Annotated in this window: 25 protein-coding genes and 1 tRNA gene; 13 read left to right on the forward strand and 13 right to left on the reverse strand. The window is 72.2% G+C overall.

From position 1 onward, the window contains the following. Positions 1–182 precede the first annotated feature (182 nt). The 3 genes from IH09_RS25465 to IH09_RS25475 all read left to right on the forward strand — a co-directional run bounded on the left by IH09_RS25465 (position 183) and on the right by IH09_RS25475 (position 2,910). Positions 183–1,436 carry a carboxylesterase family protein gene (locus IH09_RS25465; RefSeq protein WP_052859813.1) on the forward strand — a complete coding sequence of 418 codons (1,254 nt, stop codon included), beginning with the start codon at positions 183–185 and terminating at the stop codon, positions 1,434–1,436. 308 nt (positions 1,437–1,744) lie between these two features. Further along, positions 1,745–2,296, forward strand: a complete 552-nt coding sequence (locus IH09_RS25470; RefSeq protein WP_052859814.1) for a DoxX family protein — start codon at positions 1,745–1,747, stop codon at positions 2,294–2,296. Between the two features lie 101 nt (positions 2,297–2,397). Further along, entirely contained in the window at positions 2,398–2,910 is a 513-nt protein-coding gene (locus IH09_RS25475) for a VOC family protein (RefSeq protein WP_052859815.1), read from the forward strand. 97 nt (positions 2,911–3,007) lie between these two features. Here the strand turns inward: IH09_RS25475 and IH09_RS25480 are convergent, their stop codons facing one another. Both IH09_RS25480 and IH09_RS25485 read right to left on the reverse strand, forming a co-directional pair. Next, the gene (locus IH09_RS25480; protein ID WP_052859816.1) at positions 3,008–3,856 is read right to left on the reverse strand and encodes an alpha/beta fold hydrolase; all 849 of its coding nucleotides are present in this window, start codon (positions 3,854–3,856) and stop codon (positions 3,008–3,010) included. A gap of 98 nt (positions 3,857–3,954) precedes the next feature. Next, positions 3,955–4,614, reverse strand: coding sequence for a MarR family winged helix-turn-helix transcriptional regulator (locus IH09_RS25485; protein WP_052859817.1), 660 nt, complete (start codon positions 4,612–4,614; stop codon positions 3,955–3,957). 181 nt (positions 4,615–4,795) lie between these two features. Here IH09_RS25485 and IH09_RS25490 point away from each other — a divergent pair, with 181 nt between their 5' ends. After that, entirely contained in the window at positions 4,796–5,224 is a 429-nt protein-coding gene (locus tag IH09_RS25490; RefSeq protein WP_052859818.1) for a hypothetical protein, read from the forward strand. On the opposite strand, the gene IH09_RS25495 is transcribed toward IH09_RS25490, so the two are convergent. Next, complete coding sequence (locus IH09_RS25495; protein WP_052859819.1) at positions 5,190–6,347, reverse strand: methyltransferase; 1,158 nt, start codon at positions 6,345–6,347, stop codon at positions 5,190–5,192. The genes IH09_RS25490 and IH09_RS25495 overlap by 35 nt on opposite strands. 235 nt (positions 6,348–6,582) lie before the next feature. Here IH09_RS25495 and IH09_RS25500 point away from each other — a divergent pair, with 235 nt between their 5' ends. Continuing rightward, the gene (locus tag IH09_RS25500) at positions 6,583–7,521 is read left to right on the forward strand and encodes a universal stress protein (protein ID WP_052859837.1); all 939 of its coding nucleotides are present in this window, start codon (positions 6,583–6,585) and stop codon (positions 7,519–7,521) included. A gap of 37 nt (positions 7,522–7,558) precedes the next feature. On the opposite strand, the gene IH09_RS25505 is transcribed toward IH09_RS25500, so the two are convergent. Together IH09_RS25505 and IH09_RS25510 are read right to left on the reverse strand one after the other, a co-directional pair. Further along, on the reverse strand, positions 7,559–8,182 hold the full coding sequence (locus tag IH09_RS25505) for a GNAT family N-acetyltransferase (RefSeq protein WP_110952575.1): 624 nt from the start codon (positions 8,180–8,182) through the stop codon (positions 7,559–7,561). Positions 8,183–8,418: 236 nt separating this feature from the next. Then, complete coding sequence (locus tag IH09_RS25510; RefSeq protein WP_052859820.1) at positions 8,419–9,075, reverse strand: DedA family protein; 657 nt, start codon at positions 9,073–9,075, stop codon at positions 8,419–8,421. 403 nt (positions 9,076–9,478) lie between these two features. Here IH09_RS25510 and IH09_RS25515 point away from each other — a divergent pair, with 403 nt between their 5' ends. Further along, a complete protein-coding gene (locus IH09_RS25515; RefSeq protein WP_052859821.1) occupies positions 9,479–10,150 on the forward strand; it encodes a superoxide dismutase family protein in 672 nt (223 codons plus the stop codon). Positions 10,151–10,259: 109 nt separating this feature from the next. Here the strand turns inward: IH09_RS25515 and IH09_RS25520 are convergent, their stop codons facing one another. Both IH09_RS25520 and IH09_RS25525 read right to left on the reverse strand, forming a co-directional pair. Next, positions 10,260–10,739, reverse strand: a complete 480-nt coding sequence (locus IH09_RS25520) for a DoxX family protein (RefSeq protein WP_052859822.1) — start codon at positions 10,737–10,739, stop codon at positions 10,260–10,262. A 267-nt stretch (positions 10,740–11,006) separates the two neighbouring features. Next, positions 11,007–11,651: an HNH endonuclease family protein gene (locus IH09_RS25525; RefSeq protein ID WP_052859823.1), complete on the reverse strand. Its 645-nt coding sequence runs from the start codon at positions 11,649–11,651 to the stop codon at positions 11,007–11,009. Between the two features lie 200 nt (positions 11,652–11,851). Between IH09_RS25525 and IH09_RS25530 the strand changes: the two genes are divergently transcribed. Next, on the forward strand, positions 11,852–12,610 hold the full coding sequence (locus tag IH09_RS25530) for an ABC transporter permease (RefSeq protein WP_052859824.1): 759 nt from the start codon (positions 11,852–11,854) through the stop codon (positions 12,608–12,610). Between the two features lie 213 nt (positions 12,611–12,823). Beyond that, positions 12,824–13,405 carry a TMEM165/GDT1 family protein gene (locus tag IH09_RS25535; RefSeq protein ID WP_052859825.1) on the forward strand — a complete coding sequence of 194 codons (582 nt, stop codon included), beginning with the start codon at positions 12,824–12,826 and terminating at the stop codon, positions 13,403–13,405. A 36-nt stretch (positions 13,406–13,441) separates the two neighbouring features. On the opposite strand, the gene IH09_RS25540 is transcribed toward IH09_RS25535, so the two are convergent. Next, on the reverse strand, positions 13,442–14,104 hold the full coding sequence (locus IH09_RS25540; protein ID WP_052859826.1) for an HAD-IA family hydrolase: 663 nt from the start codon (positions 14,102–14,104) through the stop codon (positions 13,442–13,444). Between the two features lie 477 nt (positions 14,105–14,581). Here IH09_RS25540 and IH09_RS25545 point away from each other — a divergent pair, with 477 nt between their 5' ends. After that, a complete protein-coding gene (locus tag IH09_RS25545) occupies positions 14,582–16,654 on the forward strand; it encodes an MFS transporter (RefSeq protein ID WP_052859827.1) in 2,073 nt (690 codons plus the stop codon). 5 nt (positions 16,655–16,659) lie between these two features. Here IH09_RS25545 and IH09_RS25550 read toward each other — a convergent pair whose 3' ends face one another. Both IH09_RS25550 and IH09_RS25555 read right to left on the reverse strand, forming a co-directional pair. Then, a complete protein-coding gene (locus IH09_RS25550) occupies positions 16,660–17,265 on the reverse strand; it encodes a GNAT family N-acetyltransferase (RefSeq protein ID WP_110952574.1) in 606 nt (201 codons plus the stop codon). A gap of 235 nt (positions 17,266–17,500) precedes the next feature. After that, a complete protein-coding gene (locus IH09_RS25555; RefSeq protein WP_052859839.1) occupies positions 17,501–17,827 on the reverse strand; it encodes an antibiotic biosynthesis monooxygenase family protein in 327 nt (108 codons plus the stop codon). 201 nt (positions 17,828–18,028) lie between these two features. Between IH09_RS25555 and IH09_RS25560 the strand changes: the two genes are divergently transcribed. Both IH09_RS25560 and IH09_RS25565 read left to right on the forward strand, forming a co-directional pair. After that, positions 18,029–18,101 (forward strand) — tRNA-Gly (locus IH09_RS25560). 82 nt (positions 18,102–18,183) lie between these two features. Further along, positions 18,184–18,717: a PH domain-containing protein gene (locus IH09_RS25565; RefSeq protein ID WP_190233401.1), complete on the forward strand. Its 534-nt coding sequence runs from the start codon at positions 18,184–18,186 to the stop codon at positions 18,715–18,717. 273 nt (positions 18,718–18,990) lie between these two features. Here the strand turns inward: IH09_RS25565 and proP are convergent, their stop codons facing one another. After that, positions 18,991–20,481: a glycine betaine/L-proline transporter ProP gene (proP, locus tag IH09_RS25570; RefSeq protein WP_094795645.1), complete on the reverse strand. Its 1,491-nt coding sequence runs from the start codon at positions 20,479–20,481 to the stop codon at positions 18,991–18,993. 789 nt (positions 20,482–21,270) lie between these two features. Here proP and IH09_RS25575 point away from each other — a divergent pair. Beyond that, positions 21,271–22,272, forward strand: coding sequence for an aldo/keto reductase (locus IH09_RS25575; RefSeq protein ID WP_190233402.1), 1,002 nt, complete (start codon positions 21,271–21,273; stop codon positions 22,270–22,272). A 79-nt stretch (positions 22,273–22,351) separates the two neighbouring features. On the opposite strand, the gene IH09_RS25580 is transcribed toward IH09_RS25575, so the two are convergent. Continuing rightward, positions 22,352–23,362, reverse strand: coding sequence for a CU044_5270 family protein (locus tag IH09_RS25580; protein ID WP_052859829.1), 1,011 nt, complete (start codon positions 23,360–23,362; stop codon positions 22,352–22,354). Beyond that, positions 23,352–23,900, reverse strand: a complete 549-nt coding sequence (locus tag IH09_RS25585; protein ID WP_052859830.1) for an RNA polymerase sigma factor — start codon at positions 23,898–23,900, stop codon at positions 23,352–23,354. Before IH09_RS25585 ends, IH09_RS25580 begins: the two co-directional genes overlap by 11 nt. An 81-nt stretch (positions 23,901–23,981) precedes the next feature. Between IH09_RS25585 and IH09_RS25590 the strand changes: the two genes are divergently transcribed. Continuing rightward, on the forward strand, positions 23,982–24,680 hold a 699-nt coding region (locus IH09_RS25590; RefSeq protein WP_404827284.1), incomplete at its 3' end, for a cytochrome c oxidase subunit I.

Here is a 24,680-nt window from a genome sequence, read left to right on the forward strand (position 1 = left end):
GCGGGTCTGGATGTATGTCCGACCCGCGCCGTCGCCCTGGGGGCCGAGCCGTAGATTCAGTGGGGTGCCGGCGGGTACCCCCGGCACCCGCGTGCCGCATCCGGCGTGCCGTGTCTCGCCGGTCCCGCCGACCGCGGGTCCCCGCACGCGGGAGTGGGGCCTGCCGACCTTGGAGGTAACGCATGACCGAGACCGACGCAGCGGTGGTCCGGACCGGGCCGATCCGCTATGCGACCGCGGAGCGCTTCGCACGGCCCCGCCCGGTGGCCGCCGACGACTCGCGCCCGTCGAGCGGCGAGATCTGTCCGCAACCGCCGTCCAGGCTCGAAGCGGTGATGGGCCCGGCCCGCGACAAGCACCCGCAGGGCGAGGACTGTCTGAACCTGTCGATCACCACACCGGCCCGCGACGGCGGGGCCCGGCCGGTGCTGGTCTGGTTCCACGGCGGTGGGTTCAGCAGCGGCGCCGGCCTTCTGGACTGGTACGACGGAAGCGCGCTCAGCGCCCAGGGCGATGTGGTGGTCGTCAGCGTCAACTACCGTCTGGGCGCGCTCGGATACCTGTATCTGGAAGGGGTCAGCGAGGGAAACCTCGGCCTGTACGACCAGCTCGAAGCGCTCCGCTGGGTGCGGGCGCACATCGCCGCGTACGGGGGCGACCCCGGCAACGTCACGGTCTTCGGGCAGTCCGCGGGAGGCGTGTCCATCCGGCTGCTGATGGAACTGCCCGAGGCCCGGGGGCTGTTCCACCGGGCCATCCTCCAGAGCGCACCGCTCGCGCTCGCACTGCGTCCCCGCGCCGACGCCGCCGCCCTCGGCCAGATCTTCGCGGACCGGCTCGCCGCCGGAGCGGGCACCGGGGAGGGAGACGCGGCCGAACCGCGTACCGCCGGTCTCGCCGCGATCCTGGCGGCCCAGGCGGAGACCGCGGTGGCCAACCTGGAGCGGTCCGCCGACGCGGTGCAGCCGCCGTTCGCCCCCGTCGAGGGCACCGGCCCCGCCGGCTCACCGGGGGCGGACTTCGACGAGAACGTGCGCGGCCTGGACGTGCTGTACGGCTGGAACGCCGATGACATGACCGCGTTCGTCGGCACCGACGCGGACACCTCCGAGCTGACCCGGCACGTGTACGCCGTACCGCTCGCCGAGTTCGGGGAGCGGCTCGCGCGGGCCGGTGCCCGGGTGCACACCTACCGCCTCGACTGGCGGCCCGCCGGTTCGCCCTTCGGCGCCACCCACTGTGTCGAGCTGCCGCTCCTCCTGGGCTCCCGGGCGGCCTGGCGGGAATCACCGATGCTCGGGGAGACGCCCTGGGACGAGGTCGAAACGCTGGGCAACGCGCTGCGCGCCACCTGGATCACCTTCGCCCGTACCGGCGCCCCCGGCGCCCCTGGGACCGCGGCCCTGCCCTTGACCTGCGGCGAGGTGACCGTCTGACCTGTGGCCGGTGGTCCGGACCGGCGCCGTGGGGGAGCGCGCCACAGCACGGGACCGCCGGCCGGTGCCGTCCGGGGCGGATCGCCGACCGAACCGCTGACCGGCCGGCGCCGGATTTGGCCTGATGTCGCCGTTCCCGCCCTGACGTGGGCTGATGCGGGGCGAACCGGAGGGAACTCCTCGGGTTCGCCCCGCGCGTGGTTGTTCAGGGTTGAAGCACTGTGTATCGTCGTGAGCAGTGGCTTGAACTTTCAAGTAATTCTCCCCGGCCTGCCGGCCCCGACCCGAGACGGGAAAGAGCGCTTCTTATGACGTCCCCCCTCAGCACTCTCCAGCCCACCCGCACCGGTGCGCCGACGCACCACACCGCCTCGCCGCACGGCTACGACACCGGGCTGTTCCTGCTCCGGCTCGTGCTCGGCCTGACCATGGCGGTGCACGGCGCCCAGAAACTGTTCGGCTGGTTCGGCGGCGGCGGCCTGGACGGAACCGCGCAGTTCTTCACGATGAGCGGCTATCCGTCGGGCAAGACGATGGCCGTCATCGCCGGTCTGAGCGAGACCCTCGGCGGGCTCGGCCTCGCGATCGGGCTGCTCACGCCGCTCGCCGGTGCGGCGGTCGTCGGCACGATGATCAACGCCCTGGTCGTGAAGTGGGGCGGCGGCTTCTTCGCCCCCGAGGGCGTGGAGTACGAGCTGCTGCTGACCGGCGGTGCCGCCGCGCTGGCGCTGACCGGCCCCGGCCGCTACGCCGTCGACCGCTTCCTGCCCGCCCTGCGCGCCCACCGGCTCGTCTACGGCGTGGCCGCGCTGGTGCTCGCCGTGGTGATCGCCGGGGGCGTGCTGCTGATCCGCAACTAGCGGGCGCGGCACCGGTCCGCGCGCAGCGGCCGGGCCGGCACCGGAGGAACGGAAGCGAGGTGGCGTCCCCGGGGCGCCACCGCAGGAGATCGGAGAGCCCCATGTCCGTACGACGTCTCAACCACGCGGTGCTCTACATCCGCGATGTGGCACGGTCCGTCGCCTTCTACACCGAGACCCTCGGGCTCACGGTGGACGTCGAGATCCCCGGACGGGCCGCCTTTCTCAGTGCTCCCGGCTCGCTCAACGATCACGACCTGGGCCTGTTCGCGGTGGGCGCGCAGGCCCCCGGCCCCGCACCGGGCCGGGTGGGTCTCTACCACCTGGCCTGGGAGGTCGGCACCCTCGCCGAACTCACCGCGACGGAGGCACGGCTCACCGCGCACGGCGCCCTGGTCGGCGCCTCCGACCACGGCGTCTCCAAGTCCTTCTACGCCAAGGACCCGGACGGCAACGAGTTCGAGGTGATGTGGCGGGTGCCCCGGGAGGACTGGCCGGCCGCGGAAGCGGACGCGGACCAGCCGGCCCGGCCGCGCCCGCTCGACCTGGCGGCGGCGCTGGAGCGCTGGGGTCCGCACTTGGCGACGGGTGCGGCGGCGGGATCGGCCACCTGAGCGGCCGCCCACCCGGGGGCCACGGCTGTCCGAGCGCCCGGCTGCCCCGGCGGATGGCGATCCGGGCGCTCGTGAGACCGGCGGGTCGGCGGCCCCGTCAGTAGGGCAACGAGCTCAGGAACGCGTGCAGTTCCTGGTCGAAGAACGCGGTGTTCTCCAGATTCACCATATGGGCCGCGCCCGGTATGCGGACCCGTCGAGCGCCGGGGACGGCGAGGGTGATGGCGTGGGCGTTGGCGGAGATGTCCGTGCTGTCGAGGTCGCCGTCCAGCACGACCGTCGGCACCCGGATCTCGCCGAGGCGGTCGAACGCCCCCATCTCCAGAGGAATTCCGGCGCCCAGCCCGTCGGCGTGCACCTCGACATTGGCCTCGGCCGAGGCGCGCAGGCGCTCGCGCATACCGGGGTGCACGGCGGACGGTTCGCGGTGCGGTCCGTCGACCCACATCCGCAGGAAGTGCTCGATGTACCGCTCCGCGCCGTCCGGTTCGCCGATCGCCGCCACCTGCTCCTTGATGTGTTCCAGGACGAACGGGTCGGTGAAGGCGCGCCCGCTGATCCCGGGGGAGGCCAGTGCGAGCGCCATCACCCGGTCCGGGTGGGCGAGTGCGGTGTCGAGGGCGACTCGGGCGCCGTGCGAGAGCCCGACGAGGACGGCGCTCGGGACGTCGAGTGCGTCGAGCAGGGCGCACAGATCTTCGTGGTTGGCGTAGTCCCCGGCCACGGTGGAGGAGAGGCCGTGACCGCGGGAGTCGTAGCGGATCGCGCGGAGGCCGGAGTTCACGAGCCAGGAGAACTGCTCGTCCCACATGTGCTGGTCGAGCATGCCGCCGTGCAGCAGCACCACCGCGGGCCCCTCGCCGGCCACCTCGTAGAACAGCTCACCGTCGTCGATCGGCACGAGGCCGTTGTCGATCTCGGTCCAGTCGCTGATTCCGTTGGTCATTCTCCGTGCCGTCCTTCGTGTGGCGGGTGCGGTGGGGGCAGGGTGGAGCGGGGGCCCGGCTACTGCCGGGGGGTGCGGCGGCCGGCGGGCCGTCCGTGTCAGTCGGCTTCCCCGGGTCTTTCGGTTCTCTCCGGGTCACCGGGGCCGGTGGGTCCTCGGCGACTGCTGCCGGGGTGGTCGTGACCGTCCGGTCTGTCCGGCCCGGCCTGCTGCTCCGGCCCGGCCGGTGCGCCAGGTTCCTCCGGTGGAACGGCTGAGTCGTCCGCGAGGTGCCGGAATTCCTCGCCGAGCCGGTCGAGTACACGCAGTGTGGTGGTGACGTCGTCGGCGGACAGATCGGCCAGCCCGCGCCGCAGCTCCGCCGCCTCGAACTCCTGGATGCCGCGCATCACCTCGCTGCCCTCGATGGTGAGCTCGATCAGGGACGAACGGCGGTGCGCCGGATTCGGGGCCGTCACCACCAGCCCGAGCTGCGCCGCATGGTTCACCCAGCGCTGCACCGGCTGCCGGTCGAGACCCAGGGCGCGGGCCAACTGCGGCACCGTGCGCGGGCCTTCCTTGCGCAACGCGTCCAGCAGGGCGTGTTCGCCGGCGGTCATGCCCGTGCCGACGAGCTCGCGCTCCACCGCGCGCACGATCGTGCGGTGCAGCGGCCACAGGCGTCGGATGACGCCGTACAGGAGGTCTTCGGTGGGGGCCGGGCCGCTGCCGCGATCCGCGCCGCCATCCTCCTCAACATCCCTCTCGACGACACTCATGATGTCATGATGACATCGACAGTGTCGTTTGGGAAGGGGGCTGGTGTGGAAAGGAGTTGAGTGGCTCCACCGCGATCCGGCGTGGCGAGCGGGGAGCCGAGGCGACGTGCGGCGGTGCGGTGTGCCGCGGGGCGTGGAAGAGGGGGAAGACGGGTGGGGAGACGGAAGGGCGGAGTGGCGAATGAACGTCGGTCTCTTGCGTGCGGTCGGGGCGGCGACGGCGGTCTACGGAGTGGCGGTGGCCGCCCTGCCCGGCCTGCTGGCCCGTCCGTCCGGCCTGGTGAACGACGAGCGGCGGACCGAGCGGGCGACCCGGACCGCGCTGCGGCCGCTCGCCTGGCGCGACGCGGCGAGCGGACTCGCGATGGTCCTGGCCCCCGAAGGACCGGCCCTGCGCACCGCCGTGTATCTGCGTATCGCGGCGGACTTCGGCGACGCCGTGCTGCTCGGTGTGACGCTGCCGCACCGCGACCGGCGGGTGAAGGCCGTGGTGGTGTCCGTCGGGTGGGGTGCGCTCAGCGTCGCGGGCCTGTTGGCCGGCGGCCCGTCGGCGGAGCGGCCCGGCCGAGGGCCGTTCAGCCGGCCGTGCCCAGCCGCCACAGAGAGGTGACCTCGGCCGCGCGGGCCGCGTGGAGCGGATCGGAGATGTCGTGGGCGCGTGGATGCCGGGGGGCGATATCGAGCCGGTCGAGGACGGTGAGGCCGGCCGAGGCGAAGGTGTCTAGGAGTTCGGCGCGGGGGCGGAGCCCGAGGTGTTCGGCCAGGTCGGAGAGGATCAGCCAGCCCTCACCGCCCGGTGACAGATGGTCTGCCAGTCCGTTCAGGAAGCCGCGCAGCATCCGGCTGCCCGGGTCGTACACCGCGTGCTCCACCGGGGAGGTGGGCTTGGCCGGTACCCAGGGCGGATTGCAGACGACCAGGGGCGCGCGGCCGGCCGGGAACAAGTCGGCCTCGACCACCTCCACCTGCCCGGCGACGCCCAGCCGTTCGGTGTTCTCGCGGGCACACGCCAGGGCGCGCGGGTCCTGGTCGGTGGCGACGATCCGCCGCACGCCGCGCCGCGCCAGTACGGAGGCCAGTACGCCGGTACCGGTACCGATGTCGAACGCCAGGTCCTGCGACGGCAGCGGGGCCCGCGCCACCAGGTCCACGTATTCGCCGCGGGCCGGTGAGAAGACGCCGTAGTGCGGATGGATGCGGTCGCCGCCGAGCGCCGGGACCTCGACACCCTTCTTGCGCCATTCGTACGCGCCGATGAGGCCGAGCAGTTCGCGCAGCGAGACCACGGAAGCGGTGGCCGCGGCGGGCGAACCCGCGCCCGGCTCCGGCGGGCCGTACGCCTGGGCGCAGGCCGCCCGGACATCGGGGGCGCGGTGCAGCGGGACGGCGTGGGCCGCGTCGAGCGGGATGAGCAGCATGCCCAGGATGCGCGCGCGCTGGTTCTGCGCGGCGCGGTGCTGGTGGAACGCCAGGGCCGGGTCGGCGGGCGGCGCCTTGCGCGGGCGGCGGTCGATGCGGCGGGCCAGCGCCGTCATCAGCTGCCGCGCGTTGTGGAAATCGCCGCGCCACAGCAGTGCGGTGCCCTCGCAGGCGAGCTTGTACGCGGCATCGGCCTTCATCCGGTCGTCCGCGATGACGATCCGGCGGGGCGGCGGCGCGCCGCTCTCGGAACGCCAACGGGCGGAGCGGACCTCGTCGGCCTCGGTCCATTCGACGACCGGCGGAGAATTCACCGAAATGTGCCTCGCGTTAGTGGTTCGAACCCTTCCCCCGGTCGCCGCCACGACGGGACGCCGGGCGCGGCCGCGGGCGGGCCCGGCGGCGCGGTGGGACGGTGGGGAGGGGAGATGACGGTTGACTCTACTCCGTACCGGGGTGGGACTTTCGTCCTTTGTCTCCGTACCCGGATGGGAGCAAGATGGAGATTGCTGATCAATAACGCACACTGCTGGTCGCATGGAGGCATACATGGACAACCTTCCGGTCATCGTTGCAGTGGACGGGTCCGCGGACAGCGAGCGGGCGTTGCACTGGGCCGCGGAGGCCGCCCGGCTGCGGTCCGCGCCGATGCAGGTGGTGCATGTCTGGCCGTACGTCACGTCGGCGCGGGCCGCGGCGGCCGAGGCGGGGACCGGCGATCCGGTGCTGGACGAACTGCGGGCGAAGCTGGCGGCCGAGGCGGTGGAGCTGCCGGAGACCGAGTTCCGCAGCCTCAGCGGGCTGAGCGACACCCAGTTGCCCGCGCTCGGCGCCGAAGGGCAGCTGCTCGTACTGGGCTCCCGCGGCCGCGGCGGCTTCGCCAGTCTGCTGCTCGGCTCCAACGGCATGGCCTGTGCCGCCCAGGCCGGCTGCCCGGTCGTGGTCGTCCCGCGCCCGGACCGCGGCGGTACCGAGCGCGGTGCGGACGGCGAGGCGGTGCGCCCGGCCGTCCGGCAGGTCACGCTCGGCGTGGACGCGTCCTCGGACGAGCCCGGCGCGATCGGCTTCGCGTTCGCCGAGGCGAGCCGCCGGGGCGCTCGGCTCAAGGTCGTCTCCGGCTACTCCTGGCCGATGGTGACGCCGCCCGCCTTCGAATACGTCGCGGTCTACGAGGCGTCGCAGCAGGAGTACGAGGACGCGCTCGGCAAGCAGCTGGCGGACGAGCTCGCACCGCACCGCACGCGGCATCCGGAGGTCGAGGTCGAGGTCGAGCTGCGCAACGCCGACGCCGCCGGCCAGTTGGTGGAGGCGTCCAGGACGAGCGATCTGGTCGTGGTCGCGCGGCACCGCCGCCGGCTGCCGGTCGGCCCGCGCCTCGGCTCGGTGGCGCACGCCGTCCTGCTGCACGCGGTCTGCCCGATCGCCGTGGTGCCCGAGGGCACGGGGACGGGCGGCAACGAGCGGGGCGCCGGGAGCGACGCCGGCTGAGGAGCGGCGCCCCCGTACCCCCCCCGACGCCCCCGCGTCACTCGATGCCGAACGCTCCCGCGTAGCGCACCGTGCCGCGCGGGGGCGTCGAGCCGTCCAGGGACAGGGCCAGGAACGCCTCGTCCGGCCAGGGCTGCGGCGGCAGGATGCCGAACCGGGGGGTGGCCGGTTCGAAGCCGAACCGCGGGTAGTACGCCGGATGGCCGAGCACGACGGCGGTCCGCTCGCCGGCTGCCCGCGCCGCCGCCAGCAGCGCCCGGATCACCGCACCGCCCGCACCCCGCTTCTGGTACTCGGGCAGCACCGCACACGGGGCGAGCGCGACGGCGGGTACGTCGTCGATATGGCAGCGCGTCAGCAGGGCGTGCGCGGCCACGGTGCCGTCCGGCGCGGTGGCGACGTACGACAGTCCGGGTAGCCAGGCCGCCGGGTCCCGGCGCAGCGCGTCGACGAGATCCGCCTCGTCGGCCGACTCGAAGACGGCGAGATTGACCCGGCGGACGGCCGGGATGTCCTCGGCCGCCTCGGGACGGGGCTGCCAGGCGCCGACCCCGGCCGTCGGGTCGCCGAGGCCGCCCGGCGCGCTCTGATTGCTCTGTTCGCGCGGGTTGGCCGGGTTGCTCGGGTCGGTCGGGCCGGGGGCGTCGCTCGTATCGCTCATCTCGTTCATCCCTTGCATCGTCGCATCGGGGTCTGACAACTCGCCACGCGATTCTCCGGCTGACGGCTGACGGCTGACGGCTGACGACGTACGGACGACCGGCGGTGTACGGACGACCGACGACGTACGGACGACCGGCAGCGAACGCGACGACCGTCGGCAGCAGAGCTGCCGCCAGACGGCGGAGAAAGCTGCCACGGCCCTGCGCCACGAAGACCTGCCGCGGCTCCGCGCGGTCAGTGGGCGGCGTGGCGGTCCGGGCGGCGCATCAGGAAGACCGCCGCGGAGCCGGCGGCGAAGAGGGCGAAGACCGAGAGGGCGGTGCTCACCCAGGAGGAGCCGAGCCACTGGCCGCCGAAGTAGCCGAGGCTCACGCTGTAGGCGGCCCAGGTGATGCCGGCCAGCGCGGACCACGGGAGGAACTCGCGCACCGTACGGTGCGCGACACCGGCGCCCAGGCTGACCACCGAGCGCCCCGCGGGTGCGAAGCGGGCCAGTACGACGATGCCGCCGCCCCCTCGGGTGAGTGCCGTGCCAAGGCGCTGCTGTGCCGCGGTGAGGCGGCGGGAGCGGCCGATGGCCCGGTCGAAGCGGTCGCCGCCGCGCCAGGCCAGCCGGTAGGCGACCATGTCGCCGAGCACCGAGGCGGTGGCCGCGCACAGCACCAGGGAGAACATCTCCGCGAGATCGGCGCCGCCGTGTACGGACGTGCCGGCGCCTCCCACGGCACCGACCGCACCGGCGGCCGTACCCGTACCGGCCGCCGCGGTGGCCGCGGTGATCACGAGCACGCCGCTCGGCAGGATCGGGACGAATACGTCGAGAACGATCGAGAGGCTGACGACTACATAGACCCAAGGAGTGCCACTAAGAGCCCCCAGGTTTTCCCACAACGTCCCACTCCAGGTCCGAACCCCGCCGCGACGTCGCTTGGGGCGGCAGGGGCGGCTCTACAGCCATACAGCGTACGCCGGGGTTTGTGGGCGGTATGTCCTGGGGTGGCAGGTGTAGTGCGCATCACGGCCCCTTGGGCGGTCACCGAGCCACTCGGCGGACGGGTATCCTCCCCGCTCCCTGCTCGCCCATCTCCGTCTCGCCTTCCCCCTCTTCCCTTCACCCTCACTGCTCCCTCTCACCCCTTCCGCACCAGATCCGTCACCTTTCGTCCTTCGCTTGTCACCCGTCTGCGCGGTGCGGTGTGCCGGGCGAGCGGGAACGGTATGGGCGGCATGGTCGGAGGCGCCGCGCGAGGCGGCCAGGGACGGAGGACGGTCGATGGTGGCAGGACGGACAGCGATGCGGACAGTGGGGCCGGCAGCGGGAACGTTCGCCACCGCGCTGGCGATGGCGGCGGTGACAGCGGTGACGGCCGTACCCGCGGCGGCGGCCGTGCCCACGGTGGGGGCTGTGCCGGGGAATGCCGCCCCCGCGGCCGTGCGGAGCGACGACGGCCGGTCGCTCTGGTTCTTCGTGCGCGGCCGCTTCGCGCCGCCCGGCGCGTTCGTCCGGCCCGACGCCGTCACGTACAACCGGGAGCTGGTGCCCGCGGGGGCGCGGATCACGGTCTCCGAGTTCGCTGCGGGGCGGTCGACGCTGGTGGGAATGAAGGTGGCCGGGCTGCGACCGGAGCACACCTACGGCGCGCATGTGCACACGAAACCCTGCGGTGCGCAGCCCGCGGACTCGGGGCCGCACTACCAGGACCGCAAGGATCCGCATCAGCCGTCCACCGACCCGGCCTATGCCAACGCGGCGAACGAGGTGTGGCTGGACTTCACCACGGACGGTGCGGGGGCCGGCGCCGCGCTGTCCCGGCAGCACTGGCGGTTCCGGCCGGGCGAGGCGCGGTCCGTCGTCATCCACGAGCACCGGACCGCCACGGGGCCCGGCGAGGCGGGCACCGCGGGCGACCGGCTCGCCTGCTTCACGGTGCCGTTCGAACAGCGCCGTGAAGCGGACGGGCGCTGACGGCGGGCCGCCGCGGATACGCCCGCACGGCCCGTACGGCGAGTGCGCCGTACGGGCCGTGCGGGTGAGGGAAGGCGAGGTGTGGCGCGACTGCCCCCGCGTCGGGGTGTCAGGCCGCCGTCGGCTGGCGGCTGTCGACGGCCGTCCGCTCCGGCTCGCGCTGCCGCCCGCCGAAGAAGAGGCCGTCCAGCGACCAGGCGCCGGGGCCGATGAAGACGATCAGCAGGAAGGCCCAGCAGAACATCACGGACGCCTCACCGCCGTTCTGGATCGGCCACAGCGCGGTGCCCTGGTGGCTGGAGAAGTACGCGTACGCCATCGACCCGGAGCTGAGGAACGCCGCCGCCCGGGTGCCGAGGCCGAACATGACGAGGATGCCGCCGACGAGCTGGATGACGGCGGCGTACCAGCCCGGCCAGGTGCCCGCCGGGGCGGTGGAGCCGGTGCCCATGGCGCCGCCGAGAACGCCGAAGAGCGAGGACGCGCCGTGGCAGGCGAAGAGCAGGCCGACGACGATGCGGAAGAGTGCGAGCGCGTGCGGGGCGGCTTTCCCGGTGAGCTGGGCGCCGGGCGTCAAAGGAGCGGGCATGCGGGGGACTCCTACGGTTTCTGGGGAGGACGGGAACCGCTGGAGTCCAAGGTTAGGTGAGCCTAATATGTACTTGCAAGTTCAATCGTTGGCCATTTCGTGCCGTCCACCCGAACAGAGCACCGTCCGCGGTGCCGCCCGCTGCCCGTCGCCCGCCGCCCGGATGGTCCCGGCCGGCGGGCGCGCCGGATCGAATCGCCGGGGAGCGGGGCCGGCCCGCCCGGGTCCGGTCCGTCCGAGGCGCGGCCGTACGGGACGGCCGGCCGCTCAGCAGGCGTCGAGGATCTTCTTCAGCGCCGACTTCTCCGCGGAGTCCGCGGTCAGGTCGTAGACATGCTTGACCCACACCCACATCCGGGCGTACTCGCAGTGGTACGAGGTCTTCGGCGGCAGCCACTTCGCCGGGTCCTTGTCGCCCTTGGCCCGGTTGACGCTGTTGGTGACGGCGATCAGCTGGGCGTGCGTCAGGTCGTTGGCGAACTCCCGGCGGTGCGCGGTGGTCCACTTCGAGGCGCCGGACTTCCACGCCTCCGAGAGCGGCACGACGTGGTCGATGTCCAGCTTCGATGCCGAGGTCCAGGTCGCACCGTCGTAGGCCGAGACCCAGGTGCCGCTCACCGCCTTGCAGTCGTCGTCCGTCTGCACATCGGTGCCGTCGCGCTGGAGCACCACCTCGCGGGTGTTGCAGTTGTCCCCCTGGTCGATCCAGTGCGGGAACTTGTCGCGGCTGTAGCCGTCGCCCGAGCCCTCGGGCTGCTCCGTGATCTCGGCGAGGTAGGTCCGGGCGGTGGCCGCGGACGGCGGGCTGGGCGGCGCCGCCTGGGCGGTCTGGCCGTTCAGCACCAGGGTGCCGATCAGGGCCACGGACGAACCCGCGGCGACCAGGACTCGACGCGCGTAGAGCCTTGCCATCGAAACTCCCTTGAAGTGGGGGGAAGCTGACGTGCGGTGGGAACCCATGCTGGCGATATGGGGTTGCCGGTGGATGGGCACCAGGTAACAGAGTGGCGACATGCTCACGTCAGTTCAAGGGGCTGACGTGGTGCCATGTGTGTGTCGGAGCACTTCGGTTGGGGCGCTCCCGCGCGCACGCCCCCCTTTAGAGTGAGTGGGTGCTGCTGCCGGTCAACGCCACCCTCGGAGTCGTCCTCGCCGTCCTGCTGGTCGTCGCCGTGGCCGTCGCGGCCGTGGCGCGGCTGGGCCATGCCCGTGCCATCGCGCTCGCCGGACTGCGCGCGGCCGCCCAGTTGGCCGCCGTCTCCTACCTCATCGGCTGGGTCGTCGGCGCGCTCCCCTGGCTGCTGTGCTTCCTCGTGCTGATGTTCGCGGTGGCGGTGCGTACCGCGGGCCGCCGGATCACCCGGAACCACACCTGGTGGTGGACCGCCGTGCCGATCGCCGTCGCTGTCGTCCCGGTCGTCGGCGCCCTGCTGCTGACCGGTCTCGTCCCGCCGCGCGGCATCAGCCTGGTCCCCGTCGTCGGCATCCTCATCGGCGGCGCGCTGACCGCCACCGTGCTGGGCGGGCGGCGCTCACTGGACGAACTGGAGGCCCGGCGCGGGGAGGTGGAGGCGGGTCTCGCGCTCGGACTGCTGGACCGTGAGGCGCGGATGGAGGTCGCCCGCCCGGCCGCCTCGGACGCGCTGCTGCCGGGGCTCGACCAGACCCGGACGGTGGGGCTGGTCACCCTCCCCGGCGCGTTCGTCGGGATGCTGCTGGGCGGCGCCTCGCCCGTACAGGCCGGTGCGGTGCAGCTGTTCGTGCTGGTCGCCCTGCTGGCGGTACAGGCGGCGGCGTGCGCCGTGGTATTGGAGCTGGTCGCGCGCGGACGGATCCACCGCGTACCCTTGGTGGCAGCAGAAGGTAAGTAGCTCTTCGCCGGACCGTCGGCATCATGCCGGCCGTCGCCCGACCACCACTTCGGTGGAGCGCGTGCCACGCGTCGAGGCGTACGCGGTCGGCCGGCGCCCGGAGGCCCGACACCGCGTTTCACGCGTGCGGGCCGGCGAGACCCCCGGCCGCGGTGCCGAAGCGAACCCTTCCGTTCCTCGGTGCGGCCCGATCGATCGAGGTATTCAGCCCCCGTGTTCAGCCTTACCGTCGCAGCCGTCGTCTTCGGCGTCGTCTTCCTCGCCGAACTGCCGGACAAGACCGCCCTCGCCGGTCTGCTGCTCGGTACCCGCTACCGCGCGTCTTACGTCTTCGCCGGCGTCGCCGCGGCCTTCCTGGTCCATGTCGTGCTCGCCGTCGCGGCGGGCAGTGTGCTGACCCTGCTCCCGCACCGGCTCGTCCAGGCGGTGGTCGGGGTGCTCTTCCTGGCGGGTGCGGCCGTCCTGCTCTTCCGGAAGGGTGACGGCGAGGAAGAGGTGAGGAAGCCCGCCGACCAGAGCTTCTGGAAGGTCTCCGGGGCGGGCTTCATGATGATCCTGGTCGCCGAGTTCGGCGATCTGACCCAGATCATGACCGCGAACCTCGCCGCCCGTTACGACGACCCGCTCTCCGTCGGCGTCGGTGCCGTCCTGGCCCTGTGGGCCGTGGCGGGCCTGGGCATCCTGGGCGGCCGCGCACTGATGAGGCGCGTACCACTCAAGCTGATCACCAGGATCGCGGCCTGCGTCATGATCGTGCTGGCGGGCTTCAGCCTGTACGAGGCGATCACCGGCTGACGGGCGGTCGCCTGACGGGCAGGCGTACCTCGTCCGTCAGACGGTGATGTGCAGCGCGATGATGCCGTCGGGCAGTGCCTCGACCCGGATCCGGGTGAGGTCGCGTACGTGCGCGGTGGGCGCGAACTCCGCGGCGCGGTCGCCGACCCCGACGACGCGCATCCCCGCGGCCCGGCCGGCCGCGATGCCCGCCTCGGAGTCCTCGAAGACGATGCAGTCCTCGGGGGTGTGGCCCAGCTCGGCGGCGCCCTTGAGGAAGCCCTCCGGGTCGGGCTTGCTGGCGCTCACGCTCTCCGCCGTGATCCGTACGGACGGCATGGCCAGCCCGGCCGCGGCCATCCGCACGTCGGACAGGGCGATATCGGCGGAAGTCACCAGGGCGTGCGGGAGCGCGGCGATGGCGTCCATGAAGGCGGGCGCGCCGGGGACCGGCACCACACCGTCCGTGTCGGCGGTCTCCTGCTCCAGCATCCGGCGGTTGTCCGCCATGTTGAGCTCCATCGGGCGGTCGGGGAGCAGTGCGGCCATGGTGGCCCAGCCCTGCCGTCCGTGGACGACCCGCAGGACCTCGTCCGCCGGCAGCCCCTGCTCGTCCGCCCAGCGGCGCCAGCAGCGCTCGACGACGGCCTCGGAGTTCACGATCGTGCTGTCCATGTCCAGCAGCAGTGCGCGGGCGGTGAGCGTGGTGGTGGCCGTCATCGGCGGGCTCCTGGGCGCTACGAGCAGAAAGTGACGTGGGGCGAGCAAAAAGAAACAAGTGGCCCCGCCCGCCGGTCAGGGAGTACGGGCGGAACCACTTTGTTCCTACACGATACAAAAAGGTGAGGGGTGCCGACAACCGGGTACGTTTCGGCGGCCGGCGACAGGGCCCGACGGGCGGCGGACGGGTGAGGCGGTACGGCGGCCGAGAGGGCGTCCGAACGGGCCGTCCGGCCTTCAGGCACTGCCCCGCCGCGTCCGGCACGGGCACCCGCGACACCCGCACGGGCACCCCGCGACGTCCGGTGGCCGTCCCCGCCGCACGGATGTCCGGCGGGCGATGCGGGCCCGCGGCACCTCTCGGCGGGCCGTTTCCGGCGGAAACATTCAGGATGGAAGGAAAACCTCGAAGGGCGGGCCGGCACCCGCCGGTGCTCCGGCACGGCGTCCGGCCGCCCGGAAGAGAGGGAGACGCACATGGCGCAGGACACCGGTGCTCCGGCCGTCCCCGGTGAGGGCCGGTCCCAGCGGACCGTCCTCGTCGCGATCGGCGCGCTGCTGCTCGGCTTGCTCATCGCGGCGCTCGACCAGACCATCGTTGCCACCGCGCTGCCCACGATCGTCAGCGATCTCGGCGGCCTCGACCACCTCTCCTGGGTCGTCACCGCCTACCTCCTGGCCTCGACCGCCGCGACCCCGCTGTGGGGCAAGCTCGGCGACCAGTACGGCCGCAAGAAGCTCTTCCAGACCGCCATCGTGATCTTCCTGATCGGCTCGGTGCTGTGCGGTATCGCGCGGAGCATGCCGGAACTGATCGCGTTCCGGGCGCTCCAGGGCCTGGGCGGCGGTGGCCTGATCGTGCTGTCGATGGCGATCGTCGGCGACATCGTGCCGCCCCGGGAACGCGGTAAGTACCAGGGCCTCTTCGGCGCGGTCTTCGGCGGTACGAGCGTCCTCGGGCCGCTCCTGGGCGGCCTGTTCGTGGACCAGCTCAGCTGGCGCTGGGTCTTCTACATCAACGTCCCCATCGGCGCCGTCGCCCTCGTCGTCATCGCCGCCGTGCTGCACATACCGGTGCACCGCACCCCGCACCGGATCGACTACCTCGGCACGGTCCTGATCGCCGCCGTCGCCGCGGCCCTGGTCCTGATGACCTCGCTCGGCGGGGTCACCTACCCGTGGGGCTCCTGGCAGATCGTGGGGCTCGGCATTCTGGGCCTCGTCCTGCTCGGCGCGTTCATCCTGGTCGAGCGCCGGGCCGCGGAACCCGTCCTGCCCCTGCGCCTCTTCAGGCTCCGCACCTTCTCGCTCACCGCCGTCATCGGCTTCGTCATCGGCTTCGCGATGTTCGGCTCGATGACGTATCTGCCGACGTTCCTCCAGGTCGTCCAGCGGGTCTCGCCGACGCTCTCCGGTGTGCACATGCTGCCGATGGTGCTCGGCATGCTGATCTCCTCCACCGGCTCCGGCCAGATCGTCAGCCGCACCGGCCGCTACAAGATCTTCCCGATCGCCGGCACCGCCGTCACGGTCATCGGCCTGCTCCTGCTGCACCAGCTCGAACCGGCCAGCGGTGTGGGCGTGATGAGCATCTACTTCTTCGTCTTCGGCTTCGGGCTCGGCCTGGTCATGCAGGTCCTGGTGCTCATCGTGCAGAACGCCGTCAGCTACCAGGACCTGGGCGTGGCCACCTCGGGCGCGACGTTCTTCCGCTCCATCGGTGCCTCGTTCGGCGTCTCCATCTTCGGCACGATCTTCGCCAACAAGCTCGGTCCCCGGATCGCGGACGCCCTGGTGGGACAGCCGCTGCCGCCCGGCATCACCCCGTCGAGGATCGCCCAGGATCCGCGGCTCGTCGGGCAGCTCCCGCCCGGACCGGCGGCCGGCGTGCTCAACGCCTACTCCACCTCCATCACCGATGTCTTCCTCTACGCGGTCCCGGTCGTCCTCGTGGCCTTCGTGCTGGCCTGGTTCCTCAGGGAGGAACCGCTGCGCGGCAGCGTCACCGCGCCCGACACCTCCGAAGTGCTCTCCTCCAACCCCGTCGAACGCTCCTCCCGCGACGAATGCGCCCGTGCGCTGTCGCGGCTCGGCAGCCTGGAGGGCCGCAAACACGTCTACGAGAAGATCACCGAACGGGCCGGACTGGACCTCAAACCGGCCGCGAGCTGGCTGCTGCTGCGCATCCACCGCTACGGCTCGGTGGAACCGGGCCTGCTCGCCGAGCGCACCATCGTGCCGCTCGGCGTGATATCCGAGGGCGTCCGCCAGATAGAGGAACGCGGCCTGGCCATACGGGAGGGGCTGCCGCTGGTGCTCACCGACAGCGGCCGGGCGACGGCGGCGCGGCTCTCGCTCGCCCGCCAGGAGTCGCTGGCGGCCATGCTGGGCGACTGGTGGACCGAGGAGCGTCCCACGGACCTGACCGAACTCGTCCAGGAGCTGTCGGCGGAGCTGTGCGGCTCGGACGAGGAGGAGCCGCACGACGGGGACGCCCGCCGCCACGCGCCACGCGCGCCGAACCCGCCCGGATCCCGCGAAATGAGGTGAGGCCGCTACCCCCGCCGCTCCCCGCCGGGCGTCCCCTGCCCGGTCCGCGATCCGGCCCGCACCGTGGTCTCCGCCCCGCGCTCGCCCCCGCTCTCCGGCGCGATCCGCTTCTCGAAGAAGATCTCCGCGTACGGGTCGTCGTGGTACGGAGCGATCTCCTGGTAGCCGTGCCGCCGGTACAGCGCGACGGCCTCCACCAGATCCAGCCGGGTGTCCAGCCGGATCCGCTCGGCACCCATCCCGGCCGCGGCCGTCTCGGCGGCGGCCAACAGCCCGCCCGCGCCGCCGAGTCCACGCCTGGCGGTCCGCAGGAACACCTGCTTGAGCTCCGCGGTCCGCGCGTCCAGCAGCCGCACCCCGGCGCACCCGGCCGCCACCCCGCCGTACCGGGCCACCAGCAGTACGCCATGGGGCGGCGCCAGGTGGCCGCTCGGATACTCCGCCAGGCCCTGCTCGATCTCCGCCGCGGTCGAACGCCGCCCCTCGTGCAGCTCGTAGTAGCGGTCGGCGACCTCGGTGTAGTACTCGCGCAGCAGGTCCCACGCCGCCGGCGAGTCGAACGGCTCGGCGGAGACGGTCCAGGGGGGCGGCAGGGCGGCGGGGGCATTCATGGCGACATTGTGGGCGGGGGCGAGGCGCCGCGGGCAAGCGGATTTCGGCGACCGGCCGCGACACCCGCTTCGAGATCACTCCCTCGCGGACGAAGTGGCCCCCCGGCCCTCGCGCGCCCGGCGGCCCCGGCCGCGGGCGGGCAGCGGACGAACGGGTGGCGCCGTGGCGGACCGCCGGGCATACAGCGGGCCGGGGCGGCGGGAAACCCTGCCACCCCGGCCCGTCGTGAGGGGCTCAGCCCTGCTTGGGACCCGCCTGCTGGACGACCTCGAACGACCACAGCGTGGAGCCGGACGCGGCGGGCTTGGGACGCTCACCGCCCTCGCCACCACCCTGGTGGGCGGCCTTCATCGGGCCCTCCATCCACGCCTGGAAGGACGCCTCGTCGCGCCAGCGGGTGTAGACGAGGTACTGGTCGGTGCCCTCGACGGGCCGCAGCAGTTCGAACCACTCGAAGCCGTCGGAGCTTTCCACCGATCCGGCGCGCGCCCCGAACCGCTTCTCCAGGACCTCCCGCTGCTCGGCGGGGACGGTCAGTGCGTTGATCTTCACGATGCTCATGACGCCCATCGTGCCGTATGGGCGAAACGGATGCCGGACCGACGTCCTGATCCCGATCGTGCGTCTCGCGCGATAAGGGCCGGACCTGAAATCCGCGTGCCGCACGGCCACGGAAGACACGCTTCGCCGTGCGGTGGAGAGAGGCAGGGCGGGGGCGTACCGGTTCGTCCGGAGCAGCGCCGCGGCGGGAGTTGAGCGCCGGGACCCGTAGCTCAGCAGCAGGAGCGCCCGATTGCCGATCGGGAGGCCGCCGGTTCGAGTTCGGCCGGGGGCATGTGCAGGCTCTCCGGCTGGACGTCAAAGTCCGTCAGGTGCGGGTGTGCTGTCGCGGTTTGGCCGGAGCATAAGGTGAAAGCGTGCAAACGATCGAATACCGTGCCACATCCCGCGCATGGCAATGGGGCGCCGTGGCCTTCGTCGTCATCGGGGGGATACTCCCGACGTGTTTCCTGTTCTTCGGCCTCGGCTGGGATGAATACATCCGCGGAATGGGGGAGCCACGCAGTAGCGCGGCCAGGCAGTGGACCTTTCTCTGCACCGGGGGGCTGGTCATGCTGCCCGTCTCGCTCGTGGCCTACCGCCACACCGCCGGGCGGACATACGTCAGCGCCGAAGGAATCCGGACCAGGACCCTGCTACGGCGGCGCTTCATCCCCTGGCGCGACATCAAAAGCATCTATGTCGATGACGACACCGATGTCAACTACGGCAGAGGCCACCGTGGTTCCACGTACCGGATCAGGCTGGACCTGGTGAATGGCACGTACGTCTGCTTGCCCGCACCTCTACGCCAGGATTTCGACTCCGACCTGGAGGCGGTAAAGGGCGAACTCATTCACCGCTGGAAAGCGGCGAATGCTTCGGTTCCGTCCGGCGAGTCGGGCAGTTAGGGGCGGTCGGCGGCGGGCCGTCGATACGCCCGGAGGATTTCCATGTGCCGAGCTCATCCGCTGTGGGGAATGCGCAAGGGCCTGGGCCGGCTCGGCCTGGTATGGGAGCCGCCTGCGGGGCGGCGCGAGGCTGTGCGGGGTGTCCGGGGACGCGACCGGGCCGGCTTCGACCGGACGGCACAAGTTCGTGCAAGTCGATGGCGGGCTGCGGTGACCCAGGCGCAAGCTCGAATCAGCACAGGCATCCAGCCCCCCCGGTGGCCCGGCCCGCCGTCAGCCCACCGACCCGGCCCCGGTTCCGCCGCGGGACGCGCGAATGAGTTCGCGGGCCTCCGCCTGCGTCTCGACGGCCGGCGGCGATCCCGGCAGTGGTTTGCGGGCGCTCTCGGACATCAGCAGGACGGCGATACCGCCGATGACGGCCGCGGCCATCATGTAGTAGGCGGGCATCATCCGGTTGCCGGTCGCCCCGATCAGCGCCGTGACCACCAGCGGCGTCGTACCGCCGAAGAGCGAGACCGAGATGTTGAAGCCGATCGACAGCGAGCCGTAGCGCACCTTCGTCGGGAAGAGCGCGGGCAGCGCGGACGGCATCGAGGCGGTGAAGCAGACCAGCAGCAGTCCCAGCGCGGCCATGCCCAGTCCGATGGCGAAGAGCGACCCCTGCCGGATCAGCAGCAGCGCGGGTACGGACAGCAGCAGGAAGCCGGCGCAGCCCGCCGCGATCACCGGGCGGCGCCCGACGCGGTCGGTCAGCCGCCCCATGAACGGCTGGACGCACATCATCAGGACCATCACCGCGAGCACGACCAGCAGCCCGTGTGTCGCGTCGTACTTCAGCTCCGAGGTCAGATAGCTCGGCATGTACGACAGCAGCATGTAGTCGGTGACGTTGAAGACCAGCACCAGCCCGACGCACAGCAGCATCGCCCGCCACTGGCCGAAGATCATCTCGCGGATGCCGATCCGCTTCTCGGCCTCCCGGCGCTCCTTCTCCTTCGTCCGCGCCTCCTGCTCCAACCGCGCGAACGCCGGGGTCTCTTCGAGCCGCAGCCGCAGGTAGAGGCCGATGATGCCCATCGGCCCGGCGATCAGGAACGGGATGCGCCAGCCCCAGGAGTTCAGGGCGTCGGTGGACAGCAGCGCGGTCATCAGGGTGACCAGGCCGGCGCCGCCGACGTAACCGGCCAGCGTGCCGAACTCCAGCCAGCTGCCGAGGAATCCGCGCTTCTTGTCGGGCGCGTACTCGGCGATGAAGGTGGAGGCGCCGCCGTACTCACCGCCCGTGGAGAAGCCCTGCACCAGCCGGGCGGCGAGCAGCAGGATGGGCGCCCCGACGCCGATCGAGGCGTAGGACGGGATCAGGCCGATGGCGAAGGTGCCCACCGCCATCATGATCATGGTGATCGCGAGGACCTTCTGCCGGCCGATCCGGTCGCCGAGCGGTCCGAAGAACATGCCGCCGAGGGGGCGTACGAGGAAGGCCGCCGCGAACGCTCCGAACGTCGACAGCAACTGCGCGGTCGGGTTCCCGGACGGGAAGAAGACATGTCCGAGGGTGACCGCGATGTAGCTGTAGACGCCGAAGTCGAACCACTCCATCGCATTGCCGAGGGCGGCCGCCGACACCGCGCGCTTGACCATCGCGGGATCGACGACGGTGACCTCACCGGACGTCCGCTCCTCCAGGCCGGGTGCGGTGCTCTCGGTACGGCTGCCACCGTGGGTGCGGGGCCCTGGTGCGACAGGGGACTTCGTCGGCACGTGTTCGCTCGCCTGCGCTCTCTTGGACGACTACATGACGTTGCCCGCCATGGCGCGGCGGGGCAAAGGACGACCATAGGGGCAGACCTGTTCATCACGGACAGTACCCGGCTGACCGCGCAATCGCCCGTATACCTGCTCCTTACAGGGCAAACGTCCCTTCGCGAGGGATTCCGCGGAACTCGCGCCTGTGACCCTTATCGCGATGGCGGCCCGCAACCGTGCCCCGCTGTGACCGGCCGCACATGGCTTCGTGCGGTTGCCCGTGGGCGGCGCCGCCCACGGCCGCGGGCCGTCATGGGTAGGGGCATCAGCACGGAAAGCACCAAGGAAAACGGCACGGAAAACGGCGCGGCGGTCCACTGCACCGCCGCGCCGCTGGATCGTCGCGTTCCTCAAGGATCGGGCACCCCGGCCCGCCCCGCCACTCGGACACTGCCCACGCCCCGGCCCCCGACCCCGTACACGGGCGTCACTCCCCACCGGCCACGGCGGCATCGACCCGCCCGAGCGCCGCCCGCCGCGCCGGCGAGTACGGAACCTGTCGTTGCCTGTCGTTACCTTTCGCCACCTGTCGTTTTCATCGCCAATCCGCTCAAATCCTGGGCACGTTCGCTCCGTTACGCTCACCTCCACGTCAGCGCTCTGTCCCTTTCTCGGCTCTGTCGCTGTCACTGTCTCTGTCGCTGTACGAAGCATGTGGGGAAGGAAAGTTATGGGGAGCGCAGCTGAACCCGTCGGTGTCCTCCGGCGCAGGTCAGGTGTCCGCGGCCGCGAGGGCGGTGGCCGGTGAGGACGCGGCGGCTCGGCGGCGCCGGTTCGGCGGAGGTGTCCGCGATCGGCCTCGGCTGTATGGGGATGTCGGTCGCGTACGGGCCCGCCGACGCGGACGAGGCGCGGCGCACCCTCGACCGCGCCGCCGAGCTGGGCGTCACCTTCCTCGACACGGCGGACGCCTACGGGCGCGGCGCCAACGAGGAACTCCTCGGCGGCTGGCTGCGGGACCTGGGGCGCCGGGCCGATGTCTTCCTGGCGACGAAGTTCGGCCTGCGGCACGACGCCGCCTCGGGGCGCGTGGGTGAGGTCGACACGTCACCGGAGTACGTACCGGTCGCCTGCGACGCCTCCCTGCGGCGCCTCGGTGTCGAGCGCATCGATCTCTACTACGCCCACCGCCGCGACCCCGGCACCCCCGTCGAGGACACCGTCGGTGCGATGGCGGACCTGGTGGCGGCGGGCAAGGTCGCCCATCTCGGTCTCTCCGAGGTGAGCCCCGCGACGCTGCGGGCGGCGCACGCCGTGCACCCCATCAGCGCGGTGCAGCTGGAGTACTCGCTGTTCACCAGGGAGGTGGTGGAGGGCGAGATGCTCGCCACCTGCCGGGAACTGGGGATCTCCGTCGTGGCGTATTCGCCGCTCGGCCGCGGCATGCTCGCCGGGGCGCCGGCCTCCTGGGAGCAGCTCACCGAGGCGGACAACCGCCGACGCTGGCCGCGTTTCTCGTCCGACAACATCGAGCGCAACCTCACGCTGGTACGCGAGGTGCACCGCATCGCCGCGGACATCGGCTGCACGCCCGCGCAGGCCGCGCTCGGCTGGCTGCTGGCCCAGGGGGACGACATCGTGCCGATCCCGGGGACGAAGCGGGTGCGGTACGCCGAGGAGAACGCCGCGGCGGCCGAACTGGCACTGACCGCCGCGCAGGCCGGCCGGCTGCGGGCGGCGGTACCGGGCGCGGCGGTGGCCGGGGAGCGCTATCCGGAGCAGGCGCTGCGCCGACTGGGCCACTGACCCGCGGCCGGTCCCGGCGGCGAAGGCACCGCCGGGACCGGCCGGACGGCTTCTCTCGCCACCTCGCGCGGTGCCGCACTCACGGCATCCACGCCTCGTACGACAGCACCTCGCCCGACGTGATCCGGAACTCGGGGAGGTCCTTGGTGAAGGTGACCTCGCTGCCCAGGAGCCGGCCGGTGGCCGCGTCGAGGATCACCATCTGGCGGGTGGCGTCCATGGGGCCGTCGGGGGCGTCGTAGACATACGCCTGGCCCGGCCGGCCGAGCCGGTCGGTGACGGTGCCGACCGGGCGCAGACAGTCGGCGTCGGCGAGCATCCGGACGATGGCGGCGGTTTCGCGCGGCCCCGGGGTCCACTCCTGGAGGAGTGAGGAGAGCGCCAGGAGGAGCTGCGGTGTCTGCCGGTCGGCGCCTCCGTAGAGCGTCGCGAGGTGTGCGCGCAGCGCGGCGGGGTCGGTCGGCGGCTTCGTACGGGAGGGCAGGCCGCCGTGCCGGGCGTCCGAACCCGCCGGGTAGGTCTTGCGGTGCAGGATCTTGCCGTCGTTGACGGTGCTCCAGCGGCCGCCGGAATCGTGGATCACCGGGCGGCCGGGGTGCCGCGGGTCGGTGGCCACGACCAGTTCCGAGCCGCTGCCGTCGGGGTTCCAGCGGGTGAGGCGCTCCTCGGGCACGGTGACCGGCGGCGCGGCGTCGGGGCCCGTCGCCATGGTCAGGTACCAGGTCTGGAGGTGGCTGCCCCGCCGCGGCCCGGCCTGGGGACCGGCCGTGCGGGCGCGCGCCTCGGCCCGTCGCGCGAGGGTGTCCAGCGATACCGCGGGAGCGTCGCCGCGCGGGGCGAGCGGTGCGGGTGCGGCGGCCGCGGGTCCGGTCGCGGCGCCGGAGAGGGCGAAGGCGAGCACGGCGACGAGCGCCAGTACCGCGGCTTCGGCGCGCACGACGAGGCGGCGCCGGGCCCGCTGGGTGCGCCTGCTGTGCAGCAGGCGGGTGAGGGCGTGTTCGGCGCGGGTGTCCAGCGGGCGGTCCCGCCACGGACCGGCGTCGGCCCGTACGGGATCGGCCGCGCGCAGCAGGTCCAGTTCATCGCTCATCACGGCGGCCTCCTGCTCGTGCGGGTACGGTCACGGTCATCTGCATCCGGTCGATCTGGGTACGGAGGCGGCCGCGGGCCCGGTGCAGCCGCATGGCCGCCGCGCTCTGACTGCACCCCAGCGTCACGGCCAGTTCGTCCAGTGTCAGCTCCTCCCAGGCCGTCAGCCGCAGGACTTCCCGGTCGGCGGGGGAGAGCCGGGCCAGCGCCTCGTGCACCCAGTCGCCCGGCCGGCCGGCGTCCGGGCTCGGCACCGTCTGCCGGCTGCGGGTGCTCTCATGATGGCCGAGCCGGTTCAGCAGCCGCCGGTAGCGGCCGAGCCCGCGCACCGTGTTGGCCAGGCAGTTCCGGGCCACCCCGTACAGCCAGGGCAGTGGGGAGTCGGGCAGTTCGGCGCGGCGCCGCCAGGCTGTGGAGAAGACCTCCGCGACCACTTCCTCGACGTCGTATGCCTGCCCGTCCAGCCGTCGTGCGACGAAGCGGCTGACCGCCCAGTAGTGCGCGCGATAGGCATCGGCGAAGGCGTCGTCCGTGCTCATGAATCGTTGGTGTCCGGCACGGTCAGAATCTTCACACCCGGGACCTGTGAAGATTTCGGGGGCCCCGGACACCTACCGGGCATGAAGTTGTCCAAGGACCCCACGTCGCCGAAACCGTCCGAGTCGCCGGCCGAACCGACCGAGCCGTCCACCGCCTCCCCGCGCCCCGCGGCCGCCGGGTCCCCCGGGGGCTCCCGGCGGGGCGCGTCGGCGGTGAAGTGGCTCACGACCACCGACCACAAGACCATCGGCACGATGTATCTGGTCACCGCGTTCGCGTTCTTCTGCATCGGCGGGCTGATGGCGCTCCTGATGCGCGCAGAACTGGCCCGGCCCGGCCACCAGATCATGTCGAACGAGCAGTTCAACCAGGCGTTCACGATGCACGGCACGATCATGCTGCTGATGTTCGCGACGCCGCTGTTCGCCGGATTCGCGAACTGGATCATGCCGCTCCAGATCGGCGCGCCGGACGTGGCGTTCCCGCGGCTGAACATGTTCGCCTACTGGCTCTACCTCTTCGGCTCGCTCATCGCGGTGGCCGGCTTTCTCACTCCCCAAGGCGCCGCCGATTTCGGCTGGTTCGCCTATGCGCCGCTCTCCGACGCCGTGCATTCGCCCGGAATCGGCGGCGATATGTGGATCATGGGTCTGGCTTTCTCGGGCTTCGGCACGATTCTCGGTTCGGTCAACTTCATCACCACGATCATCTGCATGCGCGCGCCCGGCATGACGATGTTCCGGATGCCGATCTTCACGTGGAATGTGCTGCTGACCGGT

The organism is Streptomyces celluloflavus (assembly GCA_000720995.1).
GTDB classification, from domain to species: domain Bacteria; phylum Actinomycetota; class Actinomycetes; order Streptomycetales; family Streptomycetaceae; genus Streptomyces; species Streptomyces celluloflavus.

Bases quoted from the DNA above. Each gene is read 5' to 3' on its own strand.
- IH09_RS25465 (WP_052859813.1), top strand. From the start codon at position 183: ATGACCGAGACCGACGCAGCGGTGGTCCGGACCGGGCCGATCCGCTAT.
- IH09_RS25470 (WP_052859814.1), top strand. From the start codon at position 1,745: ATGACGTCCCCCCTCAGCACTCTCCAGCCCACCCGCACCGGTGCGCCG.
- IH09_RS25475 (WP_052859815.1), top strand. From the start codon at position 2,398: ATGTCCGTACGACGTCTCAACCACGCGGTGCTCTACATCCGCGATGTG.
- IH09_RS25480 (WP_052859816.1), bottom strand. From the start codon at position 3,856: ATGACCAACGGAATCAGCGACTGGACCGAGATCGACAACGGCCTCGTG.
- IH09_RS25485 (WP_052859817.1), bottom strand. From the start codon at position 4,614: ATGAGTGTCGTCGAGAGGGATGTTGAGGAGGATGGCGGCGCGGATCGC.
- IH09_RS25490 (WP_052859818.1), top strand. From the start codon at position 4,796: ATGAACGTCGGTCTCTTGCGTGCGGTCGGGGCGGCGACGGCGGTCTAC.
- IH09_RS25500 (WP_052859837.1), top strand. From the start codon at position 6,583: ATGGACAACCTTCCGGTCATCGTTGCAGTGGACGGGTCCGCGGACAGC.
- IH09_RS25505 (WP_110952575.1), bottom strand. From the start codon at position 8,182: ATGAGCGATACGAGCGACGCCCCCGGCCCGACCGACCCGAGCAACCCG.
- IH09_RS25515 (WP_052859821.1), top strand. From the start codon at position 9,479: ATGCGGACAGTGGGGCCGGCAGCGGGAACGTTCGCCACCGCGCTGGCG.
- IH09_RS25520 (WP_052859822.1), bottom strand. From the start codon at position 10,739: ATGCCCGCTCCTTTGACGCCCGGCGCCCAGCTCACCGGGAAAGCCGCC.
- IH09_RS25525 (WP_052859823.1), bottom strand. From the start codon at position 11,651: ATGGCAAGGCTCTACGCGCGTCGAGTCCTGGTCGCCGCGGGTTCGTCC.
- IH09_RS25540 (WP_052859826.1), bottom strand. From the start codon at position 14,104: ATGACGGCCACCACCACGCTCACCGCCCGCGCACTGCTGCTGGACATG.
- IH09_RS25545 (WP_052859827.1), top strand. From the start codon at position 14,582: ATGGCGCAGGACACCGGTGCTCCGGCCGTCCCCGGTGAGGGCCGGTCC.
- IH09_RS25550 (WP_110952574.1), bottom strand. From the start codon at position 17,265: ATGAATGCCCCCGCCGCCCTGCCGCCCCCCTGGACCGTCTCCGCCGAG.
- IH09_RS25555 (WP_052859839.1), bottom strand. From the start codon at position 17,827: ATGAGCATCGTGAAGATCAACGCACTGACCGTCCCCGCCGAGCAGCGG.
- IH09_RS25580 (WP_052859829.1), bottom strand. From the start codon at position 23,362: ATGAGCGATGAACTGGACCTGCTGCGCGCGGCCGATCCCGTACGGGCC.
- IH09_RS25585 (WP_052859830.1), bottom strand. From the start codon at position 23,900: ATGAGCACGGACGACGCCTTCGCCGATGCCTATCGCGCGCACTACTGG.